Genomic DNA, 19440 nt, shown 5'->3' with positions numbered 1-19440 from the left:
AGGCCCCCTTTTCGCGAAACTCGCACAAATCTGATCGTCAGATGCGTTTTTTTGCATACTGTCTGCGCTACACCCTTGATCAGATTCTTCAGACTTAGCGACGCAGACCCAGGTTTTCGATCAGGCTGGTGTAGCGTGCAACGTCTTTACGCTTCAGGTAGTCCAGCAGCTTACGACGCTGGGATACCATGCGCAGCAGACCGCGACGGCTGTGGTGGTCTTTTTTGTGCTCAGAGAAGTGACCCTGCAGGTGGTTAATCTGAGCAGTCAGCAGAGCAACCTGAACTTCAGTTGAACCGCTGTCGTTAGCACCACGACCGTATTTGGCAACGATCTCTGCTTTAGCTTCTACGCTTAGAGACATAATGAACTCCAATTATTAATGAATGTATGGGTGCCGATCTCTAATTCAGCAGCCCGCTTTTAAAGCCGCGCTATTCTACTCTTCGCCCAGCGACAACGCAAATACCCCGTTGGGCAAACCGCATTATTGCGGAAATTCAACCACCAGACGGCGTGGGGCAACGCGCTGCTGCGCATCGATCTCCGCCATCCCGATAAATTTGCGCGCTGCGCCTTCGGTAACACGTACCAAACCAGAAGCAGGTACATCAGCAGCCTGCACTGGTTGGCCCAGCTTGAAATAAACCGCAACCGCATCCGGTAAATTCACTTCCGGGAAATCCTCAGCCGGACTGTCCATCGGCAGCAGCAGCGGATCGAGCAGTTCCGCCGGCGCGATTTCTGCCGCATTGGCTTGCTCAAGCAACGCCTGCAACTGTTCCAGCGTCACCATTTTTTCTGCCGGATAGCGGGAAACCTGCAAACGGCGCAGCATGATCACATGGGCACCGCAACCGAGTTTCTCACCAAGATCGTCAATGATGGTTCGAATATAGGTACCTTTGGAGCAGTGAATTTCCAGCTCCAGCTCATCCCCTTCCCAGCGAATAAACAGCAGTTCATACACGGTGATGGGACGGGCTTCACGCTCAACGGTAATCCCCTGACGCGCATACTCGTACAACGGACGTCCCTGATGCTTCAACGCCGAAAACATGGTCGGTACTTGTTGGGTATCGCCACGAAAACTTTCCAGTGCGGTATCCAGTTCGGCCTGAGTAAAAGTGACCGGCCGCGTTTCGACCACGTTGCCGTCGGCATCGGAGGTATCGGTGCGCTCACCCAGTCGGGCAATCACACGGTAACGCTTATCCGAATCTAACAGATACTGGGAAAACTTAGTGGCCTCACCCAGACAGATGGGCAGCATTCCGGTTGCCAACGGATCAAGCGCGCCAGTGTGGCCCGCTTTATTCGCATTAAAGATGCGTTTTACTTTTTGCAGCACATCATTGGAAGACGCACCCTGATGCTTATCCAACAGCAATACACCATGCACATCGCGACCGCGACGACGAGGACGACTCATCAATCCTCCTTGTCGTCGTCCGCTGCATGATCGCCACGGCGCTCAGCATCATTTTTGACAACGTTGGTGACCAGGTTTGACATGCGCATACCTTCAATCAACGAGTTGTCATAGAAGAAGGTCAGCTCAGGCACAATGCGCAGACGCATCGCTTTACCGACTAAAGTACGGATATAACCTGAAGCCTCTTTCAGCGCCTTCAGACCGTTTTTCACCGCTTCTTCGTCTTTATCATTCAGAAAAGTGACAAACACCTTGGCATAAGCCAGATCGCGTGACACTTCAACGCCAGAAACCGTCACCATCATACCGAGACGCGGATCTTTGATTTCGCGCTGCAGGATGATTGCGATCTCTTTTTGCAATTCCTGTGAAACGCGCTGTGGGCGGCCAAATTCTTTCGCCATTATGCTTTCTCCCAAATAATTCGGGAGGCCAGCGGCCTCCCAAATTGCAACACATCAGATGATGATCAATCGATGGTGCGTTTAACTTCAATCACTTCAAAGACTTCGATCATGTCGCCGACACGAACGTCATTGTAGTTCTTCACGCCGATACCACACTCCATGCCGTTACGCACTTCGTTGACATCGTCTTTAAAGCGACGCAGGGATTCCAGCTCGCCTTCGTAGATAACAACGTTGTCGCGCAGAACGCGGATCGGGTTGTGACGCTTGATGTTGCCTTCAGTAACCATACAGCCCGCGATCGCGCCGAATTTCGGTGACTTGAACACGTCACGAACTTCAGCCAGACCGATGATCTGCTGCTTGTATTCCGGAGCCAACATACCGCTCATCGCTGCTTTTACTTCGTCGATCAGGTTATAGATGACGGAGTAGTAACGCAGATCCACGCTTTCCGCTTCGATCACACGACGTGCAGACGCATCGGCACGCACGTTGAAGCCAAGGATAATCGCGTTGGAAGCCGCTGCCAGCGTGGCGTCGGTTTCGGTGATACCACCCACGCCCGAACCGATAATCTTCACCTTCACTTCGTCGGTGGAGAGTTTCAGCAGGGAATCGGAGATCGCTTCCACAGAACCCTGTACGTCGGACTTCAGTACGATGTTCAGCTCGGACACTTCGCCTTCGGTCATGTTGGCAAACATGTTTTCCAGCTTAGATTTCTGCTGACGCGCCAGTTTCACTTCGCGGAATTTACCCTGACGATAGAGTGCGACTTCACGCGCTTTCTTCTCGTCACGAACCACGGTGGCTTCATCACCCGCAGCCGGAACACCGGACAAGCCGAGGATTTCGACCGGAATAGATGGACCGGCAGCCAATACTTCACGGCCCAGCTCGTCACGCATCGCACGCACACGGCCATATTCGAAGCCGCACAGCACGATGTCGCCTTTATTCAGCGTACCTTCACGTACCAGAACAGTAGCGACCGGACCACGACCTTTGTCGAGGAACGATTCAATCACCACGCCGCTTGCCATACCTTCACGAATCGCGGTCAGTTCCAGAACTTCTGCTTGCAGCAGAATGGCGTTCAGCAGGTCATCAATACCGGTACCGGCTTTCGCAGAAACGTTGACGAACATGTTCTCGCCGCCCCACTCTTCCGGGATGATTCCGTACTGAGTCAGCTCGTTCTTAACGCGATCCGGATCGGCTTCTGGTTTGTCGATCTTGTTCACTGCAACCACAACCGGCACACCGGCCGCTTTCGCGTGCTGGATAGCTTCGATGGTCTGAGGCATTACGCCATCATCCGCAGCAACCACCAGGATAACGATATCCGTTGCCTGCGCACCACGTGCACGCATCGCGGTAAACGCGGCGTGGCCCGGGGTATCCAGGAAGGTGATCATGCCATTTTCGGTTTCAACGTGGTAAGCACCGATATGCTGGGTAATGCCGCCCGCTTCGCCTGAGGCGACTTTGGTGGAGCGGATGTAGTCCAGCAGCGACGTTTTACCGTGGTCAACGTGACCCATGATGGTCACGACCGGCGCGCGGCTTTCCTGCGCAGCATCGGTATCACGATCGTCCATTACCGCTTCTTCCAGCTCATTCTCACGGCGCAGGATCACTTTGTGACCCATTTCTTCCGCAACCAGCTGAGCGGTTTCCTGATCGATAACCTGGTTAATGGTCGCCATAGCGCCCATCTTCATCATGGCTTTGATGACCAGAGAACCTTTAACGGCCATTTTGTTAGCCAATTCTGAAACAGTGATGGTTTCACCGATGATAACATCGCGGTTCACTGCCTGAGCTGGCTTATTAAAGCCCTGCTGTAGGGAGCTAGGTTTGCGATGCTTACCACCTTTACCACCACGAATCGCGGCACGCGCTTCTTCACGGTCAGTTTTAGCTTCAGAATGCTTGTTGCCTTTCTTGGCAGGACGCGCAGCTTTAGTGGTGCGGCCACGACCACGACCGCCTTCGACTTCGCGATCGTTTTCGTCTTCAGCCTGACGTGCATGCGTCGAGGTGGTGACGTGATAGTCGCCTTTATCCTCTTCTTCAGGTTTTTCCCATTCAGCTGATTTCTCTTCAGCCAGACGGCGGGCTTCTTCAGCCACACGGCGTGCGCTTTCTTCCAGCTTACGGCGCGCTTCTTCTTCGGCTTTACGCTTCAGTTCTGCGGCTTCTGCTTCACGACGGGCCTTGTCAGAATGCGCGGCTTTGGTTAGTTCGTCGGTAGGTTGATTAGTCACTTTGTCATTTTCCGCTGCTTCACGCTTCGCCTTGTCAGCGGCTTCGCGCTTGGCTTTTTCTTCGGCTTCACGTTGCGCTTTTTGTTCAGCCTCGCGACGGGCTTGTTCTTCCGCCTCGCGACGCGCCTTCTCTTCCGCTTCACGCTGCGCCTCGGCTTCGGCTTCAGCCTGAGCCTGCGCTTCGGCTTCTGCATCACCCTTCACATAGGTGCGCTTTTTGCGGACTTCGATTTGCACCGACTTACTTTTACCCCCGGTGCCAGGAATATTCAAGGTGCTGCGAGTTTTACGTTGCAGCGTCAGTTTACCTGAACCGGCCTGACCATGTTCACGATTCAGGTGGGACAATAAGGTCTCTTTCTCTTGCTGGGTCACCGCGTCATTCTCAGACTTACGGATCCCCGCATCAGCAAATTGCTGTACCAGGCGATCTACCGGAGTCTGAATTTCGGCGGCCAGCGATTTTACGGTTACATCTGTCATGCTGTTCCTTCCTGTAATTATGCGTCATCGCCGAACCAGCAGATATTACGCGCGGCCATGATCAGCGCGCCGGCTTTCTCATCATCCAGCCCTTCGATATCTGTCAGATCGTCGACACCTTGCTCGGCAAGATCTTCCAGCGTGCAAACGCCAATCGCTGCCAGACGGTAAGCCAGCGCACGATCCAGCCCCTCGAGATTCAGAAGATCCTCAGCAGGTTCCTGATTGCCACGGCTCTCTTCTTTCGCCAGTGCCAGGGTAGTTAACGCATTTTTTGCTCGTTCACGCAGGGCTTCTACCGTATCTTCATCAAGGCCGTCAATTTCCAACAACTCGTTGATCGGTACATATGCCAGTTCTTCAAGAGAAGAGAAGCCCTCTTCCACCAGAGTGGTGGCAAACTCTTCGTCGATGTCGAGATGTTTGGTGAACATATCAATGGCCGCGTGGGCTTCAGCCTGATGCTTCGCCTGCAGATCATCGACGGTCATTACGTTCAGTTCCCAACCGCTCAGTTGGGAAGCCAGACGTACGTTTTGGCCGTTACGGCCGATCGCCTGAGCCAGATTGCCAGCTTCAACAGCGATATCCATGGTGTGATTGTCTTCATCCACCACAATTGACGCTACATCAGCCGGAGCCATAGCGTTGATGACGAACTGTGCCGGGTTGTCGTCCCACAGCACGATATCGATACGCTCGCCACCCAGCTCGCTGGAGACAGCCTGCACGCGAGCACCACGCATACCTACGCAAGCACCCACTGGATCGATACGTTTGTCATTGGTTTTCACCGCGATTTTAGCGCGAGAACCGGGATCACGCGCTGCCGCTTTGATCTCGATAACTTCTTCGCCAATTTCCGGTACTTCAATGCGGAACAGTTCGATCAGCATTTCCGGCTTAGAGCGGGTCACGAACAGCTGCGCACCTCGCGCTTCGGGACGGACGGCATACAGCACACCGCGAATACGGTCGCCAGGGCGGAAGTTTTCACGTGGCAGCATATCTTCACGCACGATGACAGCTTCGGCATTGCTGCCGAGGTCCAGCGTGATGTTGTCGCGGTTCACTTTCTTCACCACGCCAGTGATGATGTCGCCTTCCTGCTCGCGGAACTGATCGACCACCATCGCGCGCTCAGCTTCGCGCACTTTCTGCACGATAACCTGCTTCGCCGTCTGGGTGGTGATACGGTCAAAGGTGACCGATTCAATCTGATCTTCAACAAACTCGCCCAGATTGAATGCTTCATCTTCGAAGCGGGCTGCTTCCAGCGTGATCTCACGAGTCGGCTGCGTCACTTCATCAACAATCAGCCAGCGACGGAAAGTATCGAAATCGCCACTACGGCGGTCAATGCTGACACGCACGTCGATTTCCTGCTCATACTTCTTTTTGGTCGCAGTGGCCAAAGCGCTCTCCAGCGCTTCGAAGATTTTCTCACGCGGCAGGGCTTTTTCGTTAGAAACGGCTTCTACTACAGCTAAGATCTCTTTGTTCATCCTGGTTAGCCTCAATCCGGACTTTTAAAAGTGGGGGACCAGGTTCGCTTTCTGAATGTTGCTCAGCGCGAACACTTCATCCTTACCCTCAACGGTTACCGTGATCATCTCGCCTTCAACTGACTTGATGATGCCCTGCCATTTGCGGCGGTTCTGCACGGCCATACGCAGGACCAGACCCACCTCTTCACCGGCAAAACGCGCGTAGTGTTCAGCAGTAAAAAGAGGACGGTCGAGACCCGGTGAGGAAACTTCAAGGTTATAAGCCACGGTGATGGGATCTTCCACATCCATTACCGCGCTGACCTGGTGGCTGACATCGGCGCAATCATCAACATTGATACCCTCTTCACTATCAATATAGATGCGCAAGGTTGATGTGCGACCACGAATGAATTCGATACCGACCAATTCGTAGCCAAGCGCTTCTACCGGAGCAGAGATCAACTCTGTCAATTTTTGCTCTAATGTGGACAAGCCCACCCCCAAGACATAAAAAAAGGGCCTAATAGCCCAGTGTTGCGATTTCCTGATAACAAAAAACCCCGAAAAATCGGGGCTTTTTGTGACTGGACCCTGTATGCCGCGATGCGGCTCGGAGCACAATCCAGAAGAATTTTTTTCAAAACTCACTGCGAATGCGTCCGTCGATGCATACAGTATATTTGAAAAAGAACTCTAAGGGAAAGTGGTTGCGGGGGCCGGATTTGAACCGACGACCTTCGGGTTATGAGCCCGACGAGCTACCAGGCTGCTCCACCCCGCGTCCGAAAACGTGGCGAATGTTACGCCGAACATGCAAAAATTGCAAGTCATACTGAGATTTGGTACCGAGGACGGGACTTGAACCCGTAAGCCCAATCGGGCACTACCACCTCAAGGTAGCGTGTCTACCAATTCCACCACCTCGGCACTTCACTGACAGCGACGATAATATGTCGCACTGCAAGCTGACGATCTTACTGCGGGATATCGTTACCCGGGGTTGCCGGTTTTGCTGGCTGAGTCTGTTCAGATTTAGCCGGCGCAGTCAGATTTTCCCACTCGCTTCCTTTGGAAGTTTTATTCGTGTTCAGGTTACCCAGAATCAGGCTGATGATGAAGAACAGCGTCGCCAGCACTGCGGTCATGCGAGTCATGAAGTTACCAGACCCGGTAGAACCGAACAGCGTTGCAGAAGCGCCTGCACCAAATGATGCTCCCATATCAGCGCCTTTACCTTGCTGCAGCATGATCAGACCGACAAGGCCCAGTGCCACAATAAGGAAAACAACTAAAAGAGCTTCGTACATAATCAACCTGTTTCCTTGCGCGTAAACCGCACAGTTAAAGCTTCAACCAGTATCGATGGGGAGTCTCGTCATCACCCATCAGAAGCGGGTGTGAATACTAACCAAAGGCACATGGCTCTGCAAGCGCAATTTTCACCAGCCTCACCAATTGCAGAAAAAATCGCCATCATGGTGATTTTACAGGCGGAAAGAGAAAAATCTTACCGCCTGTTGCGGGCTTAAACCGCCTTCACTGCGTCGGCAATTTTATGCGCCAACGCCGTTACCTGCGCTTCATCTTCGCCTTCCACCATCACACGAATCAGCGGCTCGGTGCCGGATTTGCGTAACAGGACACGGCCACGACCCGCCAGCGTTTTTTCCACTTCTGCGCTGGCCGCTTTGACGGCATCGCTCTGCAAAGGATCGTTGCTACCGCTGAAGCGAACATTCACCAGCACCTGAGGCAACATCTTCATACCACTACACAAATCGTGCAGGCTCATATGGTTTTGCACCATCGCAGTAAGTACTTGCAAACTTGCAACGATGCCATCACCGGTGGTGGTTTTGTCCAGAAGAATGACATGACCGGAGTTTTCCGCCCCCAAACGCCAGCCCTTCTCCTGCATTTTCTCCAACACGTATCGGTCGCCGACTTTGGCACGCACAAACGGGATCCCCAATTGCTTCAGCGCCAGTTCGAGACCCATGTTGCTCATCAGCGTCCCCACTACGCCACCGCGCAGCTGTCCCTGACGTAAACCTTCACGTGCAATGATGTAGAGGATCTGGTCGCCATCCACCTTCGCGCCTAAATGGTCAACCATCATGATGCGGTCGCCGTCACCATCGTAAGCCAGGCCAATGTCAGCCTTCTCATCCAGCACGCGTTGCTGCAACATTTTCAGATCGGTTGCGCCGCAATTTTTATTGATGTTCATGCCGTCAGGCTGAGTTGCGATGGCAATCACCGTCGCGCCGAGTTCGCGCAGCACATTGGGTGCGATGTGATAAGTCGCACCGTTAGCGCAATCCACCACGATTTTTAAACCGTTCAGGCTCAGCTCGCTGGGAAAAGTCCCTTTGCAGAATTCGATGTAACGCCCGGCCGCATCGACAATACGACTGGCACGCCCCAATTCCGCTGACTCAACACAAGTGATCGGTTTTTCCATCTCCAGCTCAATCGCTTCTTCGACTTCGTCAGGCAATTTGGTGCCTTCCGCAGAGAAAAATTTGATGCCGTTATCGTCGAACGGGTTATGGGAAGCGGAAATCACGATACCGGCTTCGGCGCGGAAGGTACGTGTCAAATAGGCAATCGCCGGGGTCGGCATCGGGCCGGTAAACGCCGCAGAAAGGCCCGCCGCTGCCAAACCGGCCTCCAGTGCTGATTCCAGCATATAGCCAGAAATACGCGTATCTTTGCCGATCAACACCTTTTTAGAACCGTGACGGGCCAGCACTTTACCTGCCGCCCAGCCCAGCTTAAGAACGAAATCCGGGGTAATTGGTGCTTCACCCACTTTGCCGCGAATCCCATCCGTACCGAAATATTTACGATCACTCATGCCTTTTTTATCCTTTTGCTCTGCGTGTCGCTTCGACCACACGCATCGCTTCAACAGTTTCTTTCACGTCATGCACGCGAATAATGTGTGCGCCCTGCATGGCGGCAATCACCGCACACGTCAGGCTGCCAGTCAGGCGCTGCGCCGGGCCGACATTCAGCAGTTGGCCAATCATCGACTTACGCGACATCCCCACCAGTAACGGCAAGCCGAAATGGTGAAAATGGCTCAGTTCAGCCAGCAGCTCATAGTTGTGGCTGAGATTCTTACCGAAACCAAAGCCGGGGTCGAGTAGCAGATTCTCTTTTTTGATGCCTGCCGCAACACAACGTGCGATCTGTTCGGTGAAGTAAGTGTCCACTTCGCTGACGATGTTTTGATATTGCGGTGCCTGCTGCATGGTGCGCGGCTCACCCTGCATATGCATCAGGCACACCGGTAACCCGGTATCTGCCGCTGCCTGCAACGCGCCGGGTTCTGACAGCGAGCGAATGTCGTTAATGATGTGAGCGCCCACTCGCGCGGATTCGCGAATTACTTCAGCTTTTGAGGTATCGACTGAAATCCACACCTCGAAACGCTGCGCAATGGCTTCCACCACCGGGATAACGCGTTCCAGTTCTTCTTCAACGCTGACCTCATCGGCTCCCGGGCGCGTCGATTCGCCCCCCACGTCAATAATGGTCGCCCCCGCATTGACCATCTCATTGGTGTGGGTCAGCGCATCCACCAACGCATTATGCTTTCCGCCATCGGAGAAGGAGTCCGGCGTGACATTCAAAATGCCCATCACATGGGGAAATGAGAGATCGAGATGGGTATCACGGGCGTACAACTTCATGGCGAGAGCCTCCTTGAGGAATTGCGTAACTGCAGGATGTAAAAAACCCCGGACCGGCCGGGGTTTTTGTCGAGGTTTGCGCCTCTTATTTGTCGAGCTGTTCTGACATGGTGTTGCCTGGGTTTGGCGTACGCGGTTCATCAACCGGACGTGGCGCCTTCGGCGTACCGTTGTTATCAGAAGAGTTGCTGCCAGGATCTTCCCAGCCAGCTGGCGGACGCACTTCGCGGCGCGCCATCAGATCATCAATCTGCGGTGCATCAATGGTTTCATACTTCATCAGCGCGTCTTTCATCGCGTGAAGGATGTCCATGTTTTCACCCAAAATACGGCGGGCACGTTGATAGTTGCTGTCGATCAGGTGTTTAACTTCCTGGTCGATGATACGCGCCGTTTCATCAGACATATGCTTGGCTTTTGCCACAGAACGTCCGAGGAACACTTCTCCCTCTTCCTCTGCATACAGCAGTGGACCGAGTTTTTCAGAGAAGCCCCATTGGGTCACCATGTTACGCGCCAGGTTAGTGGCGACTTTGATGTCGTTAGATGCACCGGTTGATACATGCTCAACACCGTAGATGATCTCTTCAGCCAGACGGCCACCGTACAGCGTAGAGATCTGGCTTTCCAGTTTTTGACGACTGGCGCTGATCGCATCGCCTTCCGGCAGGAAGAAGGTCACACCCAGGGCACGACCGCGCGGGATAATCGTCACTTTATGCACCGGATCGTGTTCCGGCACCAGACGACCAATAATCGCGTGGCCTGCTTCGTGATAGGCGGTCGATTCTTTTTGCGCTTCCGTCATCACCATAGAGCGACGTTCCGCACCCATCATGATTTTGTCTTTCGCTTTCTCGAATTCGACCATCGATACCACGCGCTTGTTAGAGCGGGCAGCAAACAATGCAGCTTCGTTTACCAGGTTCGCGAGGTCAGCACCGGAGAAGCCGGGTGTACCACGTGCGATGATGCCAGCATCAATATCGGTTGCCAGCGGCACACGACGCATATGCACTTTCAGGATCTGCTCACGACCACGTACGTCAGGCAAACCGACGACCACCTGGCGGTCGAAACGGCCTGGACGCAGCAGCGCCGGGTCAAGCACGTCAGGACGGTTAGTGGCCGCGATAACGATAATACCTTCGTTACCTTCAAAGCCGTCCATCTCAACCAGCATCTGGTTCAGCGTCTGTTCACGTTCGTCGTGACCACCGCCTAAACCTGCGCCACGCTGACGACCCACCGCATCGATTTCATCGATGAAGATGATGCAAGGTGCGGCTTTTTTCGCTTGCTCGAACATGTCGCGCACACGAGATGCACCGACACCGACGAACATTTCAACGAAGTCAGAACCGGAAATGGTAAAGAAAGGCACTTTGGCTTCACCGGCAATCGCTTTTGCCAGCAGCGTTTTACCGGTCCCCGGAGGACCCACCATCAAAACGCCTTTCGGGATTTTACCACCCAGTTTCTGGAAGCGACTCGGTTCGCGCAGATACTCGACCAGCTCACCCACTTCCTCTTTGGCCTCGTCACAACCGGCCACATCAGCAAAAGTGGTTTTGATCTGATCTTCGGTCAGCATGCGGGCCTTGCTCTTGCCGAAGGACATCGCGCCCTTCCCGCCGCCGCCTTGCATCTGACGCATAAAGAAGATCCACACGCCAATCAACAGCAGCATCGGGAACCAGGAGATAAAGATCGAGGCCAACAGGCTCGGTTCTTCCGGCGGTTCGCCAACCACTTTGACGTTTTTGGTCAACAGGTTATCGAGTAACTTGGGATCGTTGACAGGAATATAGGTCGTGTATTTATTACTGTCTTTTTTGGTAACGTTAATCTCACGCCCGTTAATACGTGCCTCGCGGACCTGATCCTGGTTCACTTCCGACAGGAAGGTTGAATAATCAACCCTACGGCCATTCGACTCGCTGGGCCCAAAGCTCTGGAATACCGACATCAGCACAACCGCGATGACTAGCCAGAGAATCAGGTTTTTCGCCATGTCACTCAAGGGATTAACCTCATATTACAACGGTGTTAACAGACAGCGTAGGGTACTATATATCCTGCATATCTGGAATCGCGGCGCTGATGATTTTGCTTGTTTACCCTGAAAGTCAGAATACTCATCGGTGTAAACGCATTGGTCGCCTTGCTTTGATCCCGGCAGAACAGGTTATAGTTTGCGCCCTGTCGCCACAATGTACACTTCGCGCGAACGTGAACGCGAAGCATCCGGCTTACGAATTTTCACTTTCGTAAACAGGGAGCGAATTTCCCGCAGGTATTCATCGAAGCCATCTCCCTGAAACACTTTCACTACAAAACTGCCGCCTGGCGCCAGAATATCCCGACACATTTCCAACGCTAACTCTACCAAATACATGGAACGTGGAATATCAACCGCCGGTGTACCACTCATGTTCGGCGCCATGTCCGACATGACCACCTGCACTTTTTCGTCACCAACGCGTTCCAATAGCGTCTTCAGTACTGCTTCGTCACGAAAATCGCCTTGCAGAAAATCAACACCGACAATCGGGTCCATGGGCAGCAGGTCACAGGCAATAATACGGCCAGATGAGCCAATCAGTTGTACCACATATTGCGACCAGCCACCGGGTGCAGCGCCCAGATCTACCACTGTCATACCGGGTTTGAAAAGCTTGTCACCCTGCTGTATTTCCTCAAGTTTAAACCAGGCGCGCGAACGCAACCCTTTTTTCTGTGCCTGTTGCACATATTTATCGCTAAAGTGTTCCTGAAGCCAGCGACTGGAACTGGCCGAACGCTTTTTACCCGTCATAATTTTTCCAGTTAAATCGTCATCGTAGCGATAAATCAGCACGCATTGGTTGCGTTGATTTGGCGATATACCCGAGATGGCGGTAGAATGAACCGTTTTCAATCCCTAAGTAAGCAAAAAAATACGATGAATCTGAGTACCAAACAAAAACAGCACCTGAAAGGCCTTGCCCATCCGCTTAAAGCCGTTGTTATGCTGGGCGGAAATGGCCTGACAGAAGGCGTGCTCGCCGAAATCGAACAGGCGCTCGAACATCACGAATTGATCAAGGTAAAAATTGCCTCGGAAGATCGTGAAACTAAGCTGCTGATCGTTGACGCGATCGTGCGTGAAACTAAAGCTTGCAACGTACAGGTCATCGGCAAAACGCTGGTGCTGTATCGCCCTGCAAAAGAGAGCAAAATTTCTCTGCCTCGCTCGTAAGGCGGGCAAAGAAGGTGCCATGCTCCTGCATGGGATAAAAGGCCGCTATGCGGCCTTTTTCCTTTCTTTACAATATGCAGCAACGCATTTCAAAGCGTAGCAATATCTTAAAGGTATTCCACCTTCAGGATCTCATATTCCACATCGCCACCTGGGGTTTTGATGATCGCGACGTCATCTGCCTCTTTTCCAACCAGACCACGCGCCATCGGCGAGTTCACTGAAATCAGATTTTGTTTAAAATCGGCTTCATCATCACCCACGATGCGGTAGGTCGATTCTTCGTCAGTATCAAGGTTCAAAACCCGCACGGTAGAACCAAAAATGACGCGGCCGGTTTTCGGCATTTTAGTAATATCAATAACTTGTGCATTGGAGAGCTTAGCTTCGATCTCCTGGATGCGACCCTCGCAGAACCCCTGTTCTTCGCGGGCAGCATGATATTCGGCATTCTCTTTCAAATCGCCATGCTCACGGGCTTCGGCGATAGAGGCGATGATGCGCGGACGCTTAACGGTTTTCAGTTCGTTCAGCTCTTCGCGCAGCTTTTCAGCGCCTTTCAACGTCATCGGAATCTGATTCATTTTGGCTCCTCGTCATCTTTCCTGGTTAACGGCGTCATCCTGACTGGTGACAGCAGAAAACAGCTTCTGCGGCGCGTTACCTCATTTCACAAGCAAAAGAATCCTGACCCGGAAAGCGTTCCGGGTCAGGATTGGTTTTGCATTTTGATACGTATTTTACCCCAGAGTTCCCTGTGGGTCATCGTTTACTTTGCACCGTCCGGGGACGTAGTATTGTCGCCTTCACCCGTCAGTTACCGCGAGATTATGCGATTTTCACGACTTGTTACCGGACTAACCTGTGCGTTTATGCTGCAGGCGCAAGCAGCCCCCGTTGAAGAATACATGCAGTATTTGCCAGACGGCGCAAACCTGGCGCTGATGGTACAAAAAGTGGGCGCATCAACCCCGATCATCGATTTTCATGGCAAACAGATGGCGCTACCGGCCAGTACCATGAAAGTGGTCACCGCATTGGCGGCGCTGCTGGAACTCGGACCCGACTTCCGTTTTCAGACCACGCTGGAAACCAAAGGTGCCGTCAGCGACGGTACGCTGAACGGTGATTTGGTGGCGCGTTTTGCTGGCGATCCGACGCTAAGCCGTCAGGATCTGCGCAACATGGTTGCCGCACTGAAAAAGCAGGGCATCACCCATATTAAAGGCAACCTGGTGATCGATACCTCGGTCTTCGCCAGCCATGATATGGCGCCAGGCTGGCCGTGGAACGACCTGACCCAGTGTTTCAGTGCCCCGCCGGGTGCGGCGATTGTTGATAAAAACTGTTTCTCCGTTTCGCTCTACAGCGCCAACACGCCGGGCGAAAATGCCTTTGTGCGTATCGCCTCTTATTATCCGGCGCATATGTTCAGCCAGGTCCGCACCCTGGGCCGCAACAGTGGTGAAGGACAATATTGCGAGCTGGACGTGGTGCCTGGTGAACTGAATCGCTACACCCTGACCGGTTGTATGCGTCAACGTGCCGAACCGCTGCCACTGGCATTTGCGGTACAGGATGGTGCGGCCTGGGCGGGTGAAATCCTCAGAGATGAGCTGCGGGCCGCAGATATTGATTACAGCGGCCATCTGGTGCGCCAGACACAGGTGACATCGCCGGGCACGGTGTTAGCCTCGACACAATCTGCACCGCTGCATAATCTGCTGCATACCATGCTGAAGAAATCGGACAACATGATTGCCGATACCGTATTCCGCACCATCGGCCATCATTATTTTAACGTGCCAGGCACCTTCCGCGCCGGTTCTGACGCGGTCCGTCGTATTCTGCGCGAAAAAGCCGGTGTTGATCTCGGTAACAGCATTCAGGTGGATGGTTCCGGCCTGTCGCGCCATGATTTGATTGCCCCGGATACCATGATGCAGGTGCTGCAATACATTGCCAAAAATGATTCGACGTTGAATTATATTTCGATGCTACCGCTGGCGGGTTATGACGGCACGCTACAATATCGTGGTGGTCTGCATGAGGCGGGAGTGGATGGCAAAGTCTCAGCCAAAACCGGCTCACTTCAGGGCGTCTATAATCTGGCAGGATTTATCACCACGGCCAGCGGCGCGCGTGTCGCCTTTGTGCAGTACCTTTCAGGCTACGCTGTCCCGCCGGAAGATCAAAAGACACGTCGTATTCCGTTGGTGCGTTTTGAGAGCCGCCTCTACAAGGACATTTACCAGAACAACTGATGAAACTGTTAATCGTTGAGGATGATGCGCTGCTGCAATCGGGCCTGGCCCAGGCACTGAGCGCCCAGGGATACGCCGTGGACTGTGCTGCCAGCGCCGCAGAAAGCAACGCCTTACTGCGCAGCGGCCAGTACAGTTTGATCGTGTTGGATCTCGGCTTGCCGGATCGCGACGGCGCGACCTTGCTGCGCCAGTGGCGGCGCGACGGGATCAACGTACCGGTGTTGATTCTCACCGCGCGTGATGCGCTGGAAGATCGCGTAGACGGGTTAGATGCCGGTGCTGATGACTATCTGGTGAAACCTTTTGCGCTGGTTGAGTTGCAGGCCCGCGCGCGCGCGTTAATTCGCCGCTATCAGGGCCACAGCGACAACCTGCTCCAGCAGGGCGATCTGACCCTCAACCTCAGTTCTCAGCAGGTGTTGCTGGAAAACCTGCCTCTGGAGATCACCCCTAAAGAGTTCGCGCTGCTGACACGCCTCCTGATGCGTGTCGGGCAGAATGTGCACCGTGAAACCTTACAGCAGGATCTCTACAGCTGGAACGATGATCCCGGATCCAACACCCTGGAAGTCCATATTCACAATCTGCGTCGCAAACTCGGCAAAGACCGCATCAAAACCGTACGCGGCGTAGGTTATCGGCTGGAAGTACGAGAATGAACAGTATGCGTCAGCGATTACTGATTATGCTGGCGCTGATTCTGCTCACCTGCCAGATCATGAGCGCCGTATGGTTGTGGCACGAAAGCCGGGAGCAAATCGGTTTTCTGGTGAGTGAAACCCTCTCCGCTAAAGCACGCAATGAACACGTTGAAAATGAAATCCGTGAAGCGATAGCCTCGTTGCTACTGCCCTCGCTGGTGATGGTGTGCCTGACGTTATTGTTCTCCTTCTGGGCGATTAACTGGATTATCCGCCCGCTCAAGTCACTGCAAAACAGCCTGGCGCATCGTTCCGCCGATAACCTGTCACCTTTGCCACTCTATTCTGAGATGGAAGAAATCGTAGCGGTGACCACCTCAATTAATCAGCTGCTGTCGCGCCTGGATCACACCATTCAGCAGGAACGCTTGTTCACCGCCGATGCCGCCCACGAGTTGCGCACACCATTGGCCGGGTTACGACTGCATCTGGAATTGCTGCAACAACAGAACGTGCCACAGAGCGAAATGTTGGTAGCGCGCATTGATCAACTGATGCACACCGTCGAACAGTTGCTGATGCTGTCACGCGCAGGGCAGGCGTTGGCGAGTGGTCACTATCAACAGTTGCACTGGCAACAGGACATCATGCAACCGCTCCAGCCCGAGATGGCCGAACTTTATGAGCAACGTCAGCAACAACTACACTGGCCGCAGGGTGCCGACATACCGCAACAGGGCGAAGCGGTATTGCTGCGTCTGATGCTGCGCAATTTGCTGGAAAACGCCTCGCGCTACAGCCCGGAAGGTAGTGAAGTGAAGGTAGTGTTACGTCAGGAAGCACAGCAGGTGATTGTTGAAGTCTGGGATCAAGGACCAGGCATCGAAGCCAGCGCGGCAGAAGAGTTAACCAAAGCCTTTCGGCGTCGCGATCAACGCTACGGCGGCAGTGGGTTGGGCTTGAATATCGTGCTGCGCATCGTGCAGATGCATCGTGGTCGTCTGGCGTTGCTGAACCGTAAAGATGGCAGCGGACTGATTGCCCGCTGCCAGTTACCTCAGTCACTGAATTAGAACTGGGTGTTGAGGCTCATGTAGTAAGTACGGCCTGAATCGTTGTAGGTATTGGCACCCGCACCGTACAGATAAGAGCCGGTGTTGGCGTTACCGGTGGTCTGGGCATTACCCTGACGCCAGTGACGCTTGTCGAACAGGTTGTCGATACCCACGGTTACGCTAACGTACTTGTTCACATCATACGTACCGCTCATGCCAAGGATGGAGTAAGGGCTAACCTGATCGGTGGCGCTGCCGGTAACCGGATCGCCATGATAGTCATACTTCTTAGGCACTTGCTTACCATACCAGGTAAAGGTGGTTTGCAGTGACAGATCTTCCATCGCCTGCCAGCTCAACGTGGAGTTCAGGGTATATTGCGGAATAATCGACAAACGGTCGCCGGTGGTTTTGTTCTTACTCTGCAACATATAGGTGAAGTTGTTATTCCAGGTCACCGCATCGGAGAACGGAATGTTAACCGTTCCCTCCAGACCTTCAACTACCGCTTTTGGCACATTCTCCCACTTGTAAATGTTGGTGGTGCCATTGGAAGCCGTACCGGTTGAAACCATACCGGCTTCAATTTTGTTGCGATAATCGTTACGGAACCAGGTCAAACCAGCCTGATAGCCCTCGTGTTTCCACTCCAGACCAATCTCTTTGTTGATGCTGTTTTCCGCTTTCAGGTCTTTGTTACCTTGCAGATAACAGGCGCTGGAGGCGTCAGCACACCCCTGGCCGTTGCTGTACAACAGATAGTTCGGGTTGGTCTGATACAGGCTCGGCGCTTTATAAGCACGACCGATACCCATCTTCAGCGTGAAGTCATCGCCCAGTCCCTGCGACAGGTTCAGTGATGGACTCCAGTTGTTACCGACAATCGAGTGATGGTCGAAACGCAGGCTTGGCGTCAGCATGGTGCTGTCCGTCACTTCCATATTGTCTTCAGCAAACAACGAGAAGATTTCAGCCTGTGAGTAAGGACTACGTCCGGTATTGGAGATGCCCGGTACGCTACCGTAGTTGGCCGCCTGCGTGGTTGAAGACGGATCCTTCATGCGCTGCTGGTTCCATTCGGTACCCAGGGTTGCCGTCTGGTTGATCAGCCATTCAAACGGAATGCTGATTTCACTGTGCAGCATGATGTCATCCAACTGGATGGTGTTGAAACCACTGTTGGAGAAGATCCCTTCGGTGCCGCCAGCCAAACCTTCATTAATACGGCTATTACGGGTTTTCTCGTAACGTCCCCAGGTATTGGTGCTGACGCCGTTATCCCAGGCTCCGGTCCACTTCAGCGAGACGTTCTGGCGGTACATGCGGTTAGTTTCGTCGCCGTACTTGCTTTTCACCAGCGTGCTGGTGTTGGTGTTCTGGGTATCACCGGCATACAGGTTACCCTGACGACTATAGCCCGCCTGAAGTTCCAGTGTCTGCATCGGTGCAAACGCCCAACTCAGTAACGCATTGATATCTTTATTGACTGAGCCTTCACGGCCCGCCGGATAGCTGCCCGCGTAAGTCCCGGTACGGTCTGCCGCATGGCCTTCGTTGATGTCGTAGGCATCAGCCTGCGTTTTGGCTAAACCACCGTATAAACGGAAGTTGAAATCATCGCCCAGCGGTCCTTGCAGACTGAAGTTGGTGCGTTTAGTTGCACCTTCATCTTTGTGCTGTGGGACGTTGAAATAGGTATTCCAGGAACCGTGCCACTGTTGATCGGTGTATTTTTTGGTGATGATGTTCACCACACCACCCGCCGCGCCGTTACCGTAGCGCACCGCTGCCGGACCACGAATCACGTCAATATGGTCGATCAGCTCCGGTGGCACCCAGTTGGTATCACCGCGAGTGTCACGCTCGCCACGCCAGCCAAGTCGTACCGAGTTACGGCTGGTAATCGGGATACCATCGACCATAATCAGGGTGTTTTCTGGCCCCATGCCACGGATATCGATCTGGCGATTGTTGCCACGTTGGCCGCTGGTTGAGTTACCGGTCAGGTTAACACCCGGCATGGTACGAATGATTTCTGAGACGTCACGGGCTGGCGGATGCTTTTTGATTTCATCAGCGGTGATGGTGGAAACACCGGGAGCCTGGAGCGTCTGTTGCTCGGCGGTCACCATCATGGTGCCGCCATCGTGTGAATTGGCGTCTGTGCTGGTAGTCGTACTACTGGAGGTCTCTGCTGCCCAGACGCTGCTGGAAAGAAGGCCCAGTTCAATCAGAATAGCTAATGATAAACGCGAATATTTTGTCATTTTTTCGTTCCTGGATTGCCAGTAAAGGTCACTGGCGAGCCGGTGAGAAGGTCACAGTCCTTATCAAAGCCCCGTTCCAAGCCTGGCAGTGCCATCCGTTGCGCATCCTTTCCTTAATGGGAAAGTTGACAGGCGGAACGAGCGCGCTCATTTATGAGCGGAAACACCCTATTGCAAATG

The 19440-nt window shown here is 53.4% G+C and carries 18 protein-coding genes and 2 tRNA genes; 5 read left to right on the top strand and 15 right to left on the bottom strand.

What is annotated here, in order from left to right; genetic code table 11:
* Nucleotides 1-94 precede the first annotated feature (94 nt).
* The 9 genes from rpsO to secG form a co-directional block, all read right to left on the bottom strand.
* Nucleotides 95-364: a 30S ribosomal protein S15 gene (rpsO, locus tag AC6I8W_RS02720; RefSeq protein WP_013507704.1), complete on the bottom strand. Its 270-nt coding sequence runs from the start codon at nucleotides 362-364 to the stop codon at nucleotides 95-97.
* Nucleotides 365-487: 123 nt separating this feature from the next.
* Entirely contained in the window at nucleotides 488-1432 is a 945-nt protein-coding gene (truB, locus tag AC6I8W_RS02715; RefSeq protein WP_497836873.1) for a tRNA pseudouridine(55) synthase TruB, read from the bottom strand.
* A complete protein-coding gene (gene rbfA / locus AC6I8W_RS02710) occupies nucleotides 1432-1839 on the bottom strand; it encodes a 30S ribosome-binding factor RbfA (RefSeq protein WP_480367879.1) in 408 nt (135 codons plus the stop codon). The genes truB and rbfA overlap by 1 nt, the downstream gene beginning before the upstream one ends.
* A gap of 65 nt (nucleotides 1840-1904) precedes the next feature.
* Entirely contained in the window at nucleotides 1905-4598 is a 2694-nt protein-coding gene (gene infB / locus AC6I8W_RS02705; RefSeq protein ID WP_480367877.1) for a translation initiation factor IF-2, read from the bottom strand.
* A 17-nt stretch (nucleotides 4599-4615) separates the two neighbouring features.
* Nucleotides 4616-6103 (bottom strand): transcription termination factor NusA, encoded by a 1488-nt coding sequence (gene nusA, locus AC6I8W_RS02700; protein ID WP_497836872.1) that lies wholly within the window; start codon nucleotides 6101-6103, stop codon nucleotides 4616-4618.
* Between the two features lie 24 nt (nucleotides 6104-6127).
* Nucleotides 6128-6580, bottom strand: coding sequence for a ribosome maturation factor RimP (gene rimP / locus AC6I8W_RS02695; protein ID WP_041525727.1), 453 nt, complete (start codon nucleotides 6578-6580; stop codon nucleotides 6128-6130).
* A 212-nt stretch (nucleotides 6581-6792) separates the two neighbouring features.
* Nucleotides 6793-6869, bottom strand: a tRNA-Met gene (locus AC6I8W_RS02690).
* 59 nt (nucleotides 6870-6928) lie between these two features.
* A tRNA-Leu gene (locus AC6I8W_RS02685) sits at nucleotides 6929-7015 on the bottom strand.
* Nucleotides 7016-7062: 47 nt separating this feature from the next.
* Nucleotides 7063-7395: a preprotein translocase subunit SecG gene (secG, locus tag AC6I8W_RS02680; RefSeq protein WP_013507698.1), complete on the bottom strand. Its 333-nt coding sequence runs from the start codon at nucleotides 7393-7395 to the stop codon at nucleotides 7063-7065.
* A 90-nt stretch (nucleotides 7396-7485) separates the two neighbouring features.
* On the opposite strand from secG, the gene AC6I8W_RS02675 reads away from it, so the two are divergent.
* Nucleotides 7486-7617: a hypothetical protein gene (locus tag AC6I8W_RS02675; RefSeq protein WP_497836871.1), complete on the top strand. Its 132-nt coding sequence runs from the start codon at nucleotides 7486-7488 to the stop codon at nucleotides 7615-7617.
* On the opposite strand, the gene glmM is transcribed toward AC6I8W_RS02675, so the two are convergent.
* The 4 genes from glmM to rlmE all read right to left on the bottom strand — a co-directional run bounded on the left by glmM (nucleotide 7614) and on the right by rlmE (nucleotide 12607).
* Nucleotides 7614-8948, bottom strand: coding sequence for a phosphoglucosamine mutase (gene glmM / locus AC6I8W_RS02670; protein ID WP_480367868.1), 1335 nt, complete (start codon nucleotides 8946-8948; stop codon nucleotides 7614-7616). The genes AC6I8W_RS02675 and glmM overlap by 4 nt on opposite strands.
* Before the next feature lie 7 nt (nucleotides 8949-8955).
* A complete protein-coding gene (gene folP, locus AC6I8W_RS02665; RefSeq protein ID WP_497836870.1) occupies nucleotides 8956-9789 on the bottom strand; it encodes a dihydropteroate synthase in 834 nt (277 codons plus the stop codon).
* Nucleotides 9790-9874: 85 nt separating this feature from the next.
* Nucleotides 9875-11803, bottom strand: a complete 1929-nt coding sequence (ftsH, locus tag AC6I8W_RS02660; protein WP_497836869.1) for an ATP-dependent zinc metalloprotease FtsH — start codon at nucleotides 11801-11803, stop codon at nucleotides 9875-9877.
* Between the two features lie 174 nt (nucleotides 11804-11977).
* Complete coding sequence (gene rlmE / locus AC6I8W_RS02655; protein WP_013507694.1) at nucleotides 11978-12607, bottom strand: 23S rRNA (uridine(2552)-2'-O)-methyltransferase RlmE; 630 nt, start codon at nucleotides 12605-12607, stop codon at nucleotides 11978-11980.
* Nucleotides 12608-12733: 126 nt separating this feature from the next.
* On the opposite strand from rlmE, the gene yhbY reads away from it, so the two are divergent.
* A complete protein-coding gene (gene yhbY / locus AC6I8W_RS02650; RefSeq protein WP_480371455.1) occupies nucleotides 12734-13030 on the top strand; it encodes a ribosome assembly RNA-binding protein YhbY in 297 nt (98 codons plus the stop codon).
* Nucleotides 13031-13137: 107 nt separating this feature from the next.
* Here yhbY and greA read toward each other — a convergent pair whose 3' ends face one another.
* Entirely contained in the window at nucleotides 13138-13614 is a 477-nt protein-coding gene (gene greA / locus AC6I8W_RS02645) for a transcription elongation factor GreA (protein WP_497836868.1), read from the bottom strand.
* Nucleotides 13615-13860: 246 nt separating this feature from the next.
* Here greA and dacB point away from each other — a divergent pair, with 246 nt between their 5' ends.
* The 3 genes from dacB to pmrB are packed head-to-tail and all read left to right on the top strand — an operon-like array spanning nucleotide 13861 to nucleotide 17011.
* A complete protein-coding gene (gene dacB, locus AC6I8W_RS02640; RefSeq protein WP_480367853.1) occupies nucleotides 13861-15294 on the top strand; it encodes a serine-type D-Ala-D-Ala carboxypeptidase in 1434 nt (477 codons plus the stop codon).
* Complete coding sequence (pmrA, locus tag AC6I8W_RS02635; protein WP_013507690.1) at nucleotides 15294-15956, top strand: two-component system response regulator PmrA; 663 nt, start codon at nucleotides 15294-15296, stop codon at nucleotides 15954-15956. Before dacB ends, pmrA begins: the two co-directional genes overlap by 1 nt.
* On the top strand, nucleotides 15953-17011 hold the full coding sequence (gene pmrB / locus AC6I8W_RS02630; RefSeq protein ID WP_497836867.1) for a two-component system sensor histidine kinase PmrB: 1059 nt from the start codon (nucleotides 15953-15955) through the stop codon (nucleotides 17009-17011). The genes pmrA and pmrB overlap by 4 nt, the downstream gene beginning before the upstream one ends.
* On the opposite strand, the gene AC6I8W_RS02625 is transcribed toward pmrB, so the two are convergent.
* The gene (locus AC6I8W_RS02625) at nucleotides 17008-19260 is read right to left on the bottom strand and encodes a TonB-dependent siderophore receptor (RefSeq protein ID WP_497836866.1); all 2253 of its coding nucleotides are present in this window, start codon (nucleotides 19258-19260) and stop codon (nucleotides 17008-17010) included. The genes pmrB and AC6I8W_RS02625 overlap by 4 nt on opposite strands.
* Nucleotides 19261-19440 lie beyond the last annotated feature (180 nt).

The organism is Pantoea sp. X-Soil-TKNS-1211 (genome assembly GCF_059730495.1).
The sequence above is the reverse complement of the archived record's forward strand: the minus strand, read 5'-3'. Positions and strand labels throughout refer to the sequence as shown.